At 69.5% G+C, this 14,950-nt stretch carries 10 protein-coding genes; 4 read left to right on the top strand and 6 right to left on the bottom strand.

From position 1 onward, the window contains the following. Positions 1–807, top strand: a complete 807-nt coding sequence (locus Q4P07_RS08020; RefSeq protein ID WP_303374388.1) for a glycerophosphodiester phosphodiesterase family protein — start codon at positions 1–3, stop codon at positions 805–807. Positions 808–816: 9 nt separating this feature from the next. On the opposite strand, the gene Q4P07_RS08015 is transcribed toward Q4P07_RS08020, so the two are convergent. From Q4P07_RS08015 to Q4P07_RS08005, 3 genes are read right to left on the bottom strand one after another with little or no spacing between them, the layout of a single operon-like run. After that, a complete protein-coding gene (locus Q4P07_RS08015) occupies positions 817–2,793 on the bottom strand; it encodes a DUF6541 family protein (protein ID WP_303374387.1) in 1,977 nt (658 codons plus the stop codon). Beyond that, positions 2,790–4,133 carry a nucleotide sugar dehydrogenase gene (locus Q4P07_RS08010; protein WP_303374386.1) on the bottom strand — a complete coding sequence of 448 codons (1,344 nt, stop codon included), beginning with the start codon at positions 4,131–4,133 and terminating at the stop codon, positions 2,790–2,792. The genes Q4P07_RS08015 and Q4P07_RS08010 overlap by 4 nt, the downstream gene beginning before the upstream one ends. Before the next feature lie 56 nt (positions 4,134–4,189). After that, positions 4,190–6,598, bottom strand: a complete 2,409-nt coding sequence (locus Q4P07_RS08005) for a glycosyltransferase (RefSeq protein WP_303374385.1) — start codon at positions 6,596–6,598, stop codon at positions 4,190–4,192. Between the two features lie 56 nt (positions 6,599–6,654). Here Q4P07_RS08005 and wecB point away from each other — a divergent pair, with 56 nt between their 5' ends. Further along, complete coding sequence (wecB, locus tag Q4P07_RS08000) at positions 6,655–7,710, top strand: non-hydrolyzing UDP-N-acetylglucosamine 2-epimerase (protein ID WP_303374384.1); 1,056 nt, start codon at positions 6,655–6,657, stop codon at positions 7,708–7,710. A gap of 9 nt (positions 7,711–7,719) precedes the next feature. Here the strand turns inward: wecB and Q4P07_RS07995 are convergent, their stop codons facing one another. From Q4P07_RS07995 to Q4P07_RS07985, 3 genes are read right to left on the bottom strand one after another with little or no spacing between them, the layout of a single operon-like run. Further along, positions 7,720–8,838 (bottom strand): glycosyltransferase family 1 protein, encoded by a 1,119-nt coding sequence (locus Q4P07_RS07995; protein ID WP_303374383.1) that lies wholly within the window; start codon positions 8,836–8,838, stop codon positions 7,720–7,722. 29 nt (positions 8,839–8,867) lie between these two features. Then, positions 8,868–11,231: a glycosyltransferase gene (locus tag Q4P07_RS07990; protein ID WP_303374382.1), complete on the bottom strand. Its 2,364-nt coding sequence runs from the start codon at positions 11,229–11,231 to the stop codon at positions 8,868–8,870. Further along, positions 11,228–13,003, bottom strand: coding sequence for an ABC transporter ATP-binding protein (locus Q4P07_RS07985; RefSeq protein WP_303374381.1), 1,776 nt, complete (start codon positions 13,001–13,003; stop codon positions 11,228–11,230). Before Q4P07_RS07985 ends, Q4P07_RS07990 begins: the two co-directional genes overlap by 4 nt. A gap of 40 nt (positions 13,004–13,043) precedes the next feature. Between Q4P07_RS07985 and Q4P07_RS07980 the strand changes: the two genes are divergently transcribed. After that, complete coding sequence (locus tag Q4P07_RS07980) at positions 13,044–14,240, top strand: hypothetical protein (RefSeq protein WP_303374380.1); 1,197 nt, start codon at positions 13,044–13,046, stop codon at positions 14,238–14,240. Positions 14,241–14,319: 79 nt separating this feature from the next. After that, the gene (locus Q4P07_RS07975; protein ID WP_303374379.1) at positions 14,320–14,931 is read left to right on the top strand and encodes a DUF1992 domain-containing protein; all 612 of its coding nucleotides are present in this window, start codon (positions 14,320–14,322) and stop codon (positions 14,929–14,931) included. The last annotated feature ends 19 nt before the right edge of the window (positions 14,932–14,950 follow it).

Genomic DNA, 14,950 nt, shown 5'->3' with positions numbered 1-14,950 from the left:
GTGGAGAAAGACACCCGTCGGCGGAGGCGCCCGGCCTATCTTGACCACCCGGGGCCACTGCCGCTGGCGCACCGTGGTTTCTCCCTCGACGGGCTCGAGAATTCGATGGCCGCCTTCGGCGCCGCCGTCGCGCTGGGCTACCGCTACGTCGAGACAGATGTGCACGCCACCCGCGACGGTGTGCTGGTGGCCTTCCACGACGAGACCCTGGACCGCGTCACCGACCGCCTGGGTCGGATCCCCGAGTTGTCGTGGCGAGAGGTCTCTCGGGCCAGGATCCTGGGGAGCAACGAGGGGGTGCCACGGCTGGAGGACCTGCTGGAGGCCTGGCCGGACCTGCGGGTCAACATCGACGTCAAGAGCAGGAGCGCGATCCTGCCGCTTGCCCGTGTCATCGAACGGGCCCGTGCGCATGACCGGGTGTGCGTGACCTCCTTCTCCGACCAACGTCGTCGAGCGGCGGTGATGCGGCTGAGCAAGCCAGTCACCACCTCCGCCGGCCAGGGCACGGTCACCCGCTTCCGGGCGGCGGCCGAGTTGCCACCGCTGGTGAGACCTGCCGTCGTCGCACGGGTCCTCGCAGGCGTGGACGGGCTCCAGGTGCCCGTGCGCCACTCCGGAGTAGAGGTCGTGACGGCCGCGACGGTGGCCGCGGCACACGAGGTCGGTGCCTATGTGCACGTGTGGACCATCAATGAGGTGGCCGAGATGGAGCGGCTGCTGGACATGGGGGTCGACGGCATCGTCTCCGACCGGGCCGACCTGCTCAAGGGCGTGCTGGAAGCGCGGGGGCAGTGGTTTCAGTGAGTGGATCGCTCACGGATCGCAGCCGGTGAACTCCCACAGCGAGGCGTGACCGCCCTCGTCCACCTTCCGCCAGCCCTCGCCCTGCGGTTTGAGGTTGCGCAGACCGGGCGTCGTCTCCTCCCATTTGGCGTTGAACGCGTCGTCGAAGGTGAGCGTGTCGGCATACACGTGCGTCACCCCCAGGGACCGGACCGCCTCGCACACCGCTGGGTCCGTGCGCCAGTTGCGGAAGTCCTGCTCGAGCAGGGTCCGCTCCGGGGAGTCCGGGATAGGGCTGAGTTGGGGGAAGACCACCGAGACGTCGGCTCGGTTGAGCAGGTATGGCGATCCGGCGACCGCCTCGCCCAGCACCATCGCGCCGGGGGGCAGGGTCTGTCGCGCCCGGTCGATCATCGCGATCTCCTCCGGCTCCAGGATCGTGCCCCAGGCGATCGGGTAGGTCGTGTAGGTGGAGGCCATCACCTGTGTCTGGCTGGTCCAGCGCAGCCCGCTGGTCAGGGTCACCACCGCGACGACAAGCATCGCCGCTGGCGCCCACAGCGGGCAGCCGAGCCGCCGGGAGGCCGACCGTGCCAGCCATGAGCCGGCGCCGGCGGCGAGCATGATCGCCGGGATGAGCATGATCTGGTTGATGCGGGACGCCTGGGTATACCAGAAGCCGGCCAGGATGCGCAGCGGCTGCTCCGGCGGGCCGGCGGCGAGCAGCGTCAGCGCAGCAGCGGCCAGCAGGGAGACGACGAGCCAGCGGGCGTGCCGCCACCACACCGCGAGGATGATCCCGAGCAGGACGAGCGCGGAGCCGATGACATTGACCGAGGTGATCTTGTAGACGTAGATCAACGGGTTGTCGATGATTATCGAGCCGATGGCTGGCCAGTAGGAGTCCTGCCCGCCCCGGCTGTACTCCATGATCGAGCGCACTGGCCCGAAGGTGAGAAGGAAGATCAGGCCACCGACGACAGCCACCAGCCAGGCGACCATCGCCGTGATCGCGAAGACGCGCGATCCCTGCGCGGCCTGACGCCGCAACTGCCTGGCCAGGAGGATGGTCAGCAGCGGCAGGGCCAGAAGCATCAAGGAGAAGAGACCGGAGGGGTGGGCGAGCACGACGCCGATGACGGCCCAGAGCACACCGAGCCCGAGTGCGACGTGCATCTGCCAGGACAGCACCCCGCGCAGGGTCGCGATGAGCAAAGCGATGGTGCCGGGCAGGCAGGCCACCGAAAGCGCGAACGGCCACACTGCCAGCATCGAGACCGCGATCGCGGGGAAGGTCACGTAGGTGGCAGCCAGCACCGGGACCAGGACCGTCGGCAAAGCTCTGGCCGGCCACACGACCCGGGACAGCGCCACCAGCCCGGCAATCCAGATGACAGACCCAATGACGATCGACGAGGAATTGGCTGCCTCGGTGACCCGAGGAAAGAAGGGGGCCACTGCCACGATGCCGTGCCAGGTGGCGGGATAGAACGGGGCGACGGTGTCCGCATACATCGGCGCGAGCCCTCCCAGGGAGGACGCCTCGCCGGTCTCCCGGACAAACCAGAGCGCATTGAGGTGGAAGACCGCGTCCCAGGCCTGCGGCGGCTGATCGGCGCGCCCCATGCCGCGCATCATCGCGGCTGCCATCGCGCCGCCGCCCAGCAGCCAGGTCAGGGTGAGCCAGGCGCGCTCGGTGCGGTGCAGACTTCGCTCCCCCGCGACGGTGACGCCGATCGGGGCATTCGTGGTGCCCAGCGCCATGCCGAGCGCCGCAGCGATGCACACCGCGAGGGCCAGTCCCGCGAGCAGGGAGAACAACGACCACGTGATCCCGGCCATGCCATAGACGATCGCCAGCGTGGCGGACAGCCCGGACGTGACGGCAGCACCTCCTCCGAGCGCGAGCAGCCCCCGGACGCCGAGGAGGCGCAGCACGGCATACCCCGGGAGCACCCAGAGCAGTGCGAGCACGACGATCGCAGGTATCACCTCCCCCCAGCTCATGCGGTGAAGGACTCACCCCCGCCGATGGTCAGGCGTGGCACGCCGACGAAGCGCGCGGGGTCGGTGATGCGGCGGCCATCGAGGAGGAGCCGCAGGCCGGGGAGGTCGTCGGAGGAGAGCTGGGCGTACTCGGGGTGGTCGGCCTGGACGATGGCTACGTCGACGGAGTTGCCGACCTCACCCGGGGCCCAGTGGTAGGGCGTCCAGCCGAAGGCGGTCAGCTCTGCGGCGGTGTACATCGGGTCGTGGACCAGGACCTCGGCGCCACGGGAATGCAGTGCCTCAACGGTAGCGAAGACGCCGGAGAAGGCGGTCTCCTTGACTTTGCCACGGTAGGAGGCACCGAGCACCAGGACCCTAAGGCCGCGAAGGGAGCCGAGCACAGATTCGGTGCGGGAGACCGCATACTCCGGCATGGCAGCGTTGGCCGCGCGCGCCGTGCGCACCACGCTGGCGTCTTGGTCGGTGGACAGGTAGAGGCGGGGGTAGACGGGGATGCAGTGGCCGCCGACCGCGATGCCGGGCTGGTGAATGTGACTGTATGGCTGGGAGTTGCAGGCCTCGATCACCCGGTGGACGTCGATGCCCACGCGGTCGGCAAAGCGGGCGAACTGGTTGGCCAGGCCGATATTGACGTCTCGGTATGTCGTCTCTGCCAGCTTGGCCATCTCGGCTGCTTCTGCGCTGCCCAGGTCCCAGACCCCGTTGGGGCTCTTCAGGTCCAGCCGGGTCTCGAACTCCAGCACGGACTCGTAGAAGTCGACAGCCCGGGCGGTGCCCTCCTCGCTGAGGCCTCCGACCAGCTTGGGATAGCGTCGCAGGTCAGCGAAGACGCGACCCGTGAGCACGCGCTCAGGGCTGAAAACCAGGTGGAAGGACATGGCCGGGTCCCCAGCAGACTCCCGGAGGCCGGAGATCTCCTCGATCATCGGCTTCCACCGGCCCCTGGTGGTGCCGACCGGCAGCGTGGTCTCGTAGGAGACGAGCGTGCCGGGGGTCAGGTGCTGCGCCAGGCTGCGGGTCGCCTCGTCCATCCAGTCGAAGTCGGGCTGCCCTGTGGCCTCGTCGACAAACAACGGGACGACCAGGACGACTGTGTCCGCTCCCGGGATGGCATCGCCGTAGTCGGTCGTCGCTCGCAATCGCCCTGCCGGGACGAGCTCAGCGAGTTTTTCGGCCAGGTGCGCCTCCCCCGGGAACGGTTCCTCTCCTGCATTGACCAGGTCCACGACCCGCTGGTTCACGTCGACGCCGACGACCTCGTGCGAGGGGTGAGCGTCAGCGAACTGCACCGCCAGCGGGAGGCCGATCTTGCCGAGCGCGACGACCGCGATCTTCATGGGGGGTCCGTCCTGAAAGGGGGAAGCGTGCCCGCTCAGGATAGGTCAGAAGGGCCTCATCCTCGACGCGCGACCAGGGACGACGCCATGAAGCGCAGGGGTGCCTCCTGGTCGAGCATCCGGCGCCAGTCGTGCGGCACCAGGGTGCGTGGGTGGCCAAAGTGACGCCGAGCCCGCGCTCGATCGAGGAGGGCGCCAGCCGGGAGCGATGGGTCCAGGACAGCACGGAGCAGGTCGTGATCGGCCAGGCTGAGCGGACCTGCGCTGCCGGGAGCGGCGTCGAGGAGACGTTGGGTGGTCTCTGCCAGTGCACCTCGTTCCTCGGCCGTCCACCAGGCAGGGTCGGGCCGGGTCAGGATCGCGCCGAAGACGTGGACCCGGAGCAGCTTGATCGCGATCGCGGAGCGCTCACGCTGGGTAAGCGTCGCCAGCCACTCGTCATCGAGGAGGTGGGTGACCGCGACGAGCTGCTTGCGGATCGGGCGCGGCACGTAGGTCATCCGGTCCCCGGCGTCGGTGCCGATCAGGTAGGGCGACCGATCGGCGAGTGCCACCCGAGCACCAGACCAGAGCTTGAGCGCGAACTGGACATCCTCCCCCACTTCGGCACCAGCCAACAGACGTGCCCCCGTGCGGTGGATCGCTGCCCTGGACAGAAGGCCCAGCGGCGCGGAGCGATAGCTCAGGCGGTCACGCACCAGATCCAGATCGCTGCGGCGTCGACCCAGTTGCCGGCGGGCGCTGACACGGGTAGGTGGGGTGGCGACGGCGACACCATCGAGCTCGACCTGAGCCAGGACGACCTCCGCGCCCGTCCGCTCCGCGGTGTCAAGCCAGTGCTCGAGCGCACCGGGAGAAAGGCGGTCATCGCTGCCCATGATGCTCACCCAGGGCGCCGTGGCAGATTCGATCCCGAGCGTGAACGGACCAGCCGGGCTCGCCAAGCCATCGTGGTGGTCCAGGATCCGCACGCGCGGGTCCCTGAGCGTCTCCTGGCTCAGGCTCACCGTGATGTCTGCAGGCGGCACGTTGTGGCAGACGACGGTCACCCGCACGGCGAGGTCCCCCGAACCGTCCAGCACCGACCGGACCGCCTGCTCAGTGGCCCGCGTCGCGGAATGGGTCGCGATGACCAGATCGACCAGCGGCTCGAAGTGAGACCCTGCCCGCCCTGGACGTGACATTGCCCGCGCCCGCGGGGCAAAGGACTGGGTGCCCCGGTTGGGCGGGGCAGCGCCACCACGTGCCCGCGCCCGCGGGGCAAAGGAATGGCTGCCCCGGTGGGGCGGGGCAATGTCACGTCTGGCTGCGCGAACGAGGTCCTGGTAGACCGCGTCCACGCGCTCGGCGTAGTGCGCGGCGCTGTAGATGGTCGTGACGTTTGCACTGATCTGACGAGCCGAGAGTGCCGCGGTGGCTCGCCACACCTCTTCGACGGCGTCTGCCCAGACCTCCGGAGGAGCTCCGGGAGGGACCAGGAGGCCGGTGGGTGGCCTGACGAAGTCGCGCGGCCCGCCGCTGTCCCCCACTACGACGGGGCGTCCAGCGGCGAGTGCTTCCGCCGCGGCGACGCAGAAGGTCTCGGCTCGGGTCGGCAACAAGAACACGTCAGAGGAATTGAGGGTGTCCCGGACTGCCTCGGGAGGGACCGTGCCGGTGACGTGGAGGGGGACCCCGGCAGACCGGGCACGCTGCTCGACCGCCTCGCGCAGCGGGCCCTCACCGACCCAGGTCAGCCAGGCGTCGACGCCCCGGCTGCGCAACACGGCAGTGGTGTCGACGGCGGACAGCGGGTCCTTCCGGTCGATGAGGCCCCCGACGCCGACCAGGTCGAACGACCCCCGCTGGGTGAGCGGCCGGTCAGGCAGCCGTCTGGGTGTCTGGATCGCGGGGGGTTGGACGATGTTGGGCACCACCACCACCGGCCCTTCACGCAGGGCGCGCACACCGGCAGCGAGGTCCTCGCCGACGACCGCGACCACGTCCGGCCGACGCAGCAGATGCGTGATACCGCTCCGCGCCAGCCGCAGAGTTGGCGTGAGCGTCTCAGGAGCCATCAACCCCGACCAGTGCTCGGTGTGGATCCACGGCACGTCCGGCCGCCAGCCCGTGAGCGGCAGCAATGCCGAGACGGCCATCGTGTGCAGCACGTCGGCATAGCTGGACATCGCCCGGATCCGCCGTGCGGCGCGCAGGAGATGGTCGGGTCGCTTCGGATCCATCGCGAGCACCTCGACCGGGACGCTCCCGGAGCCTCGTGCCGGGCCGTCGTGCCCCCCAGCCGGTCCGAGCAGCGACGGGTGGCACAGGTGAAGGACACGCACCTCGTGGCGGGTAGCGATAGCGGCAACGTCACGAGCCACGAAGATGCCAGTCGCGGGAGACGACGGCGTCGGATACCAGGTCGTCACCACCAGCACGCGCATGGCCCCAACGTAACCGAGCATCAAGACCGTGTCGCTCACCCCGGTGGCTGCCCCTTGCGATCCTGTGCAGGGGGAGACGACATAGCCTGTGGGGCGTGAAGGTCCTCAGCGTCGTCGGCGCCCGCCCGCAGTTTGTCAAGCTCGCTCCCGTAGCACGGGAGTGCGCCTCCCGTGGGGTCGAGCACGTGATTGTGCACACCGGCCAGCACTACGACCCGATGCTCTCGGACGTCTTCTTCCGCGACCTGGGCATCCCTGACCCGGACGTGCACCTGGGTGTCGGGTCCGGCTCGCACGGCGTGCAGACCGGGGCGATGCTCGCGGCAATGGACGAGGTGCTCACGACCCACCGCCCCGACTGGGTGCTGGTGTATGGCGACACCAACTCCACCCTCGCGGCCACCCTCTCCGCAGTGAAGTTGCACCTTCGGGTCGCGCACCTGGAAGCCGGTCTGCGGTCCTTCAACCGGCGGATGCCCGAAGAGCACAACCGGGTGCTGACCGACCACGCGGCCGACCTGCTGCTCGCCCCGACCCAGGTCGCGCTGGAGCACCTGACCCGCGAGGGGCTCGCGGAGCGCACTGTCGTCGTCGGGGACGTGATGATCGACGTGTTGCACCGGGTGCGCGACGAACTGGTCGACCCGGCGGGGGTGCTGGCCGAGCTGGGGCAGTCCGCAGGCGGCTTCTCGGTCGCCACCATCCACCGCGCCGAGAACACCGACGATCCACAGCGGCTCGCCGCGGTCGTCACCGCGCTTCAGGAGGTCGACCACGCCGTCGTCCTGCTCGCTCATCCCCGCCTGCGGGCCAGAGCCGCCGAGCAGGGTCTCGACCTCGACGGTGGCTCCCTGCACACTCACGACCCGCTCCCCTACCCGGCGCTGGTTGGCGCCGTCAGCCAAGCCCGTGGCGTGATCACCGACTCTGGCGGCCTGCAGAAGGAGGCTTTCGCGCTGCGGACCCCCTGCACGACGGTGCGGACCGAGACCGAGTGGGTGGAAACGGTGCAGCTGGGCTGGAATGTGCTCGTCGAGCCAGGTCCCCATGTCCGCGAAGCGGCGTCCCGCCCTGCACCCAAGCCCACCGATGCCGCGCCCTACGGCGACGGTCACGCCGCGGCCGCGGTGCTCGACGCGTTGCTGCGCTGAGCTCACGCCTCACCCATTGAGACGAGTGGCCAAGGTGTCGATCGCCTTTGCCCAGCCGATCACCTGCTGCTCGGCTGACAACTCGCGCGCAGCCACCGCGGACGCGCGCTTGTAGGCGGCGACGCCTTCAGTGGTCAGCGAGTCCAGGGCCGCAGCCAGCGTCTCGGCCGAGAAGTCGTCGGTCACGACGCCGAGGCCATGGCGCCGCACGAGCGCCGCCATCTCCGGGCTCGGACCGACGGCGAGGGCGAGCCGGCCCTGCACAAAGTCGAAGATCTTGTTGGGCAGCGCCCACAAATGGTTGAACGACACCGGCGGCAGCACATAGACACCGACATCGTGCGCGTTGAGGAGGGCGGGCAGCTCCGCCGGTCGCACGGGCGGGTGGATGCGCACCCGGTCGGAGTCGGCATATCTGGCCCGCAACTCGTCCAGGTACGGCGGATCGTTGGGCATCAGGTAGAGATCCAGCGTCATGGGCCGCTCCACCAGGTCCATCGCCGCGAGGATCACGTCGAGCCGGTGTCGCTGTGCGTTGCCGGAGTGCACCAGCCGCAGCGGCGCACCGGCCAGCATCGGCGTGGGTTCGAGGTCGACATAGTGCGGGGCGTTGACCACGACACCGGCGCGGATGCCGAAACGGATCCGGTACTCCCGCGCGATGCCCTGCCCGACCGTGGTGACCGAGTCTGCCTGGATGCCGTAGGTGCGGACGAGCCAGCGGTAGTAGGGCGCGACGAAGACGCGCCACCGCAGCGACTCCTCGGACTGGCGAGGATGGTATTCGTGCAGGTCGGCGTGCACTCCGCCCGGGGCGTGCAGGTCAAGGGCCAACGGCACAGTGTCGATGTCGTCGGCGAGCACCACGTCGAAGGTCCCACGGCGCCCGGCCAGGAGCCGCTGCGCCGCGTGGACGACGGGTGCGTTGCGGTAGGCCGACTCGAACCTCCTAGCAGCCAGGAGCCGACGGTCTTTGTGCCAAGCGACGACGTCGTCGGGCAGCTGGAGGTGCTCCACGACTCCCTCGGGCGCCTCGCCATACCCCAGGGTCGTGACGGCGTAACGCTGAGCGAACAGCTGGACCTGTCGCAGCACCCGAGCGTCGGAGCGCAGGGGACTGAAACTCATGATGAGCAGGCGGGGACGCGGGTCAGCCCTCATCCGTGCACCTGTGCGGCGATGGCCCGGACGGACTCGACCCAGCGCCTCGACTGCTCGGCGTCGCAAAGTTCGTGGGCGGCTGCGTCCGAGGCCCCCTTGAAGGCGGTAACCTGCTCGACATCGAGCTGGCTGACGGCGGTAGCTACCGACTGCATGTCGAAGCCTGCGGCGACCAGTCCGAGCCCGTGCTCTCGCACCATCCTGGCCATCTCCGGGCTCGGGCCGACGAGCAGCCCGATCCTCGCCTGGACGTAGTCGAAGATCTTGTTGGGCAGTGCATTGGCATTGTTGAAGGAGACCGGCGGCAGCACGTGAATGCCGAGGTCGTAATGGTGGAGGGTCGCCAGCAGGGCCTCGTAGGGGACGGGATCGTGGACCCGCACGATTCCCGCGGTGAACTCCGCGCGATCCTTGAGCTCGGTCAGATAAGGGGGGTCGTTGGGAGTCAGGTAGAGGTCGAGGGTGACGTCCGTCCCGTCTGCAGCGGCGGCCACCACGGCGTCGACCATCACGTGCAGGGCCCGGTTGCGCAGGCACGCACCCGAATGGACCAGCCGCAAAGGGGAGCCGACCGGGCGAGGCGACAGCTCGGCATACGGGGTGGCGTTGGTGACCACGCCGACCTCGACGCCGAACTGTTCGGCATACTCGGCCGCGAGGCGCGCGCTGACCGTGGTGATCGCCGCGCACCTGGGCAGGAAGCGGCGGCACAGCCACGCCTGGTAGGGCGAGATGCGCCGCATCCAGGCGTCGTGCTCCTCGTGCAGACGCGGGAAGTATTCGTGCAGGTCGGCGTGGACCCCGGCGCGGGGACGCAGCCAGAGCGCGATCGGGACGGCGTCGAGGTCGTTGGCCAGGATCACGTCGGCCTGGCCGGGGCGCAGGTGGCGCAGGACCCAGCGCACCCCGACCTGGGCGAGATAGGCGGCGCGGTAGTTGCGCAGCGTGATGAGACGACCATCGAGGTGGTTCTGGACCCCTTCGGGGATCTGCAGGTGGGCCGCGACTCCCTCCGGCGCAGGTCCGTAGCCACACGTCACGACGTCGAAGTCCACCTCGAGGTGACGGACCTGCTTCAGGACGCGTGCGTCCGAGGCGATCGGGCTGAAGGAGAGGATGAGGACGCGTGGCCGCGCTGGCGAGTGCAACCGCGACGGGGTATGGCGAGCCCGCCGTCGACGAGCCCCCCACTCTCGACCTCGGGTCCAGGTGGAGTCCACCGAGTGGTCCAGGTGGGCACGGACCGTCGACTCCCGGTCAAGGTTGGCCCGGAGGTCTGGGGTCAGCAGGATCTCCCACCGCGACGCCTGCGCCCGACGGGCGGCCGCCGCGGCGAGGGAGTCGGTATCGGTGGCCGTGAGCACGGCAGTGAGCAGCTCACGGTCGGACTTGTGCAGGGCGTTTTCGGCCTCGGGGGCCATGGTGAGCAGGTCGCGGGTCAGGGTCTGGACCCAGCGCCCCTCTCCGGGCCCCCAGTCCAGCGCTGAAGTGCGGCGCCGGATCGCCCCCAGGACATGGATGCGCAGGGTCTTGACGACGATCGCCCGCCTGGCCGCCGAAGGCAGCGCGAGGACCCACCGTTGGTCCAGCAGCCGAGCATGAGCGGCGAGCTCCTCCGCGACGGGGCGACGGAGGCTGGTGGTGCGGGTGCCACCGTCGGTGCCGATGACATAGGGGGGCAGCTGCGGTGCGTAGTCGATGCGTTCCCCCGAGGCCGCCAGCCGCAGGGTCAGCTCCACGTCCTCGCCCGTGGCCAGGCCGGAAGTGAGGGGCTCTGGCATCAGGCCCAGGTCGTGCAGCGCCGTGCGTCGCAGCAGGCCCAGCGGTGCGGTGCGGTAGGCGAGCCGGTCGAGCACGAGGTCGAGGTCGCGGGTCCGGCCGGGCCGGGTCCGTGGTGTGGCGATGTGCTCGCCAGTGCCGGTGTCCAGGCGCGGCATCAGCCAGGCGGAGCCGAGCTCGTCGGCCAGGCTGGCCCAGGCGCCCAGCGCCCCTTCGGCAAACCAGTCGTCGGACCCGATGATGGCGATGTAGCGGCCATCGGCCGAGCCGAAGCCGACGTTGAACGGGCCGGCCGGCGAGCGCAGGCCGTCGTGGATCTCGAGGTAACGGACGTGTGAGGTGAGCTCCTCCAGGCCGGGCTCGCACTGGGCCAACTCCTCCAGCTCCGCCTCGACGGCACGGCGGACCTCGCCGGCGTCCACCCCGTGGCAGACCACCGTGACCCGGACCCGATGACCGCTGGGCAGGACACCGCGCAGGTCGGCTCCTCGCAGCGCGGAGGTCACGACCCGGTGGACGGGGCGGGACAGGTCGTGCGTGGCCACCACGACGTCGACGTCTACCGCGGGCAGGTGGCTCATGTCAGCCCTGACAGCCTGGCCTGCACCGCAAACTCTGGCTGCGCGGCGACGACCTCCTCGAAGGTGCCCCGGGCGGCGATCGTGCCGCCCGTCATGAAGCACACCTGGTCGGAGTGCCGCACGGTGGAGAGACGGTGCGCGACCGCGATGACGGTGACCGATCCGCGCAGCTCACGGATGGCGCGGGAGACGGCATCCTCGGTCGCGGTGTCGAGCGCCGAGGTGGCCTCGTCGAGCACGAGCACCAGCGGATCGCCATACAGTGCCCTGGCGATCCCCAGCCGTTGCCGCTGCCCACCCGAGAGCGCCAGTCCCCGCTCGGCGATGCGCGTCTGCAGTCCGCCCCGTCCAGCGACGACCTCGGTGAGCTGGGCGCGCTCCAACGCTCGCATCACCCGGTCCTCGTCCACGTCATCGCCCCAGGTCAGGGCGACATTCTGGGCGACGGTCCCGTCAAAGAGGTTGACCTCCTGCGGCACATAACCGACGCGGGAGCGCCAGGCAGCGAGCACGTCCGCCAGCGGCTGACCGTCGATCGCCAACTCCCCCGTCTGGGGGACGAGCAGCCCGAGCAGGACGTCGACGAGGGTCGACTTGCCGGCCCCGGATGCGCCGACCAGCGCCAGGGAGGTCCCCAGCGGTATGTCGAGGTCCACGTCGTGCAGCGCGGGCTCCGCGGAGCCTGGGTAGGTGAAGGCGACGTCGCGGAGCACGAGGTGCTGGGGGTCGGCGGGCAGGGGGTCCTGGCCGAGCTGCTCGGCCGACTCGACGTAGCTCCGGGCCGAGACGATGTCGCGGATGACCGCCTCCGCGTGCGGCAGCGTCGACGCGGTCTGGGTGATGATCGACTGAAAACGGTTCACGCTGGGGATCATCCGCATGCCGGCCACGGCGAAGAGCGCGATCGCCTCGAACGCCTGGTCCGGGCCACCGAAGAGGTAGGCGACCGCCCCGACGAGCGCGAACCCGACGACCAGGCCGGTGTCGGTGACGAACTTGGGCACCGCATTGAGAAACATGAGGTGGCTGCGTGCCCGGGTCGCGTGCAGCCGGTTGCGGTAGACCTCCTTGACGAGTTCGTCGGCCTTTCCGCGCAGGGTGACCTCCTTCAAGGCTCCCATCATCTCGGTCATCAGCCCGGCGACCTTGAAGGAGTAGTCGCGCCCCACCCGGCCGGCGACGACCGCCCGTGGTGAGATCACGACATACATCAGGACGGCGAGGCCGCCGAGGTAGGCGAAGGTGATGAGTGCGGTGAGCGGCTGGGCGACGAGCAGCACCACCAGGACCGCGGCGAAGGTCGCCATCTCGGCGGGGAGCGAGGCGGCCGGCAGCAGCAGGCCGGTGGTGGTGTTGGCGATGCCGACGTCGGCCAACCTCACCAGCTCGGAGGTGTTGCGCTTGAGCCGCTCGGTCCACGGGGCCCGGATGTAGGCGCCAAAGAGCCGGTCGCCGATGACGAGGTCGTAGGTCGTCAACCGTTTCGCGACCACCCACTGCAGGATGAGGGTCGCCAGCCCCTTGGCGATGACCAGGAGGCAAATGCCGCTGAGCAACCAGGCGTAGCGCTCCGATGGCACGGTGCCGAACACCGGAAGGTTGACCGGTTGGCCCTGGATCATCGGGGCGAGCGTCAGCGCGAGCATCGCCAGCGCGGCAATATCGATGATCGCCAGCAGGCTGGAGACGACGGCGAAGCCGATCAAGAACCACCGAGTTGATGGCGGCAGCAACGGTAGGAGCTGGCGCAGAGCCCGCAGCAGCCTGATCACTGCGCCATCCTGGTCATGGGCTCCATCGTAGGCTGCGCAGATGGCCGAATCTGTGAGTGACCTGCGACGACTGGCCTGGAAGGGCTTGGCGCGACTGCCCCGCCCGGTCCGCGAGCTCGCCTATCTGCCGGTGCGCCGCACGGGAGATGCGCAGCTGCGTGCGCTGACCCCGATGCCGGCAGCGCAGCGCCGCCTCTACCTCGGGCCGTGGAACACCGCCGGCGCTGCTCGCGGGTGGGCACAGGCAGCCCAGGAACACCTCCCGAACACGGCTGCGCAGAATCTGTGGGCCCAGCGCACGTCCACGCAGGCGCACTTCGCCTACGCCGCCGACCACAAGCTGTCGATCGTCGCGCAACGTGGCCACGTGCGCCGGATCCACGGAGAACGGGTGCTGCGCGAGGCGACGCACGTCATCTTCGAGTCGGGACGCCCCGTGCTGGCCAACTTTCACGCCGGCTCGATGCTTGAGGACGTGCCCGCCCTGCGCGCGGCCAGGATCGGGTATGCCGTGCTCTATCACGGGTCTGACATTCGGGATCTGCGTGAGCATGCGGAGCGCTACCCGCACTCCCCCTTCCGGCAGGAGTGGGACGACTACTTCACGACCCTGCAGTCGATTGTGGAGAAGAACCGAGCAGAGTTGGCTGATTTCGACGGGACGGTGTTCGTGCCCACCCCCGACCTCCTGGACGTGCTGCCGGACGCGACCTGGCTGCCGCTGGTGATCGACGTGGACCGCTTCACCACGGACGCCCCAGCCCTGGAACGGTCGGTCCCCGTCGTGCTGCACGCGCCGTCCAACCCACGCCTCAAGGGGACTGCGGTGGTGGAGGACGTGCTGAGCCGGATGGGAGAGGAGGGCCTGGTGGAGTACCGCCAGCTCTCCGGTGTCCCGCACGCCCAGATGCCCGCCTTCGTCGCGGACGCCGACATCGTCGTGGACCAAGTGGTGCTGGGAAACCCCGGTGTCCTCATGGCCGAGTCCTGGGCTGCCGGGCGGTTGGTGGTCTCGCACCTGCCAGAGTCGGTCCGGTCCCGGATGGCGCAGGCCGACCCCGACGGGCAAGCTGCCCCGGTGGTTGAGGCCGACGCCGGGACACTCGAGGAGGTCCTGCGCGAGATCGTGGCGGACCCGTCGTCCTTCCAGGACACCGCCGCTCGCGGACCGGCCTGGGCCCGCCGCCATCATGACGGCCGGCGCAGCGCCCGGGTCCTGGCCGACACCCTCCTCTGACCGGGCGGTCGCCCTTGCCACACCAGGCGGTCGCTCTTGCCAGCAAGACAGGGATGAGCCAATCTCTTAGGTTGAAACCATGGACGAGCAGGAGGACGGTCACCCCCAGTGGGGCAGCGCTGGCCAGCGTCCGGGTGCCCCACGCTCAGAGGATCAACTGCGTGAGCAGGGGGTTTCCGATGTTCCGCGCCGCCGAATGTCACCCCAGGCCATCCAGTCGTGGGTAGACCAGTCGATCCAGCAGGCCGAACGCCAGGGTGCCTTCGACGACCTGCCAGGCGCCGGCAAGCCGTTGCGTGAGGTGGACACGCGCACCGACCCAGACTGGTGGATCAAAGGACTGATAGAGCGGGAACACCTCGATCTCTCCGGCGCGATGCCGGGCGTGATGCAACTCCGGAGGGAGAAGGCAGGCTTTCCGCAGTCTCTGCTCGAACTTCCCGACGAGACCGCCGTTCGCGTGCACCTGATGGACTTCAACCAGCGAGTCTTGGACGACCGGCGCCGACCGCACGCTGGGTCCCAGTCACCACCGGTCGTCGGACGTGTCGACGTGGACCAGTTGGTGCAGGTATGGCGTGAGCTGCGCGCTTCTGCCTCGGCGTCTGAACGGTCCGTCGCAGAACCCCATGACCAGGTATCGGCAACTGGACGCTCCTGGCGGCACTGGATGCGTCGATTCGGCCGTTGACGGCAAGAACGACCGCCCG

It is taken from the genome of Ornithinimicrobium sp., assembly GCF_030537745.1.
In the GTDB taxonomy this organism is placed as follows: Bacteria; Actinomycetota; Actinomycetes; order Actinomycetales; family Dermatophilaceae; genus Ornithinicoccus.
The sequence above is the reverse complement of the archived record's forward strand: the minus strand, read 5'-3'. Positions and strand labels throughout refer to the sequence as shown.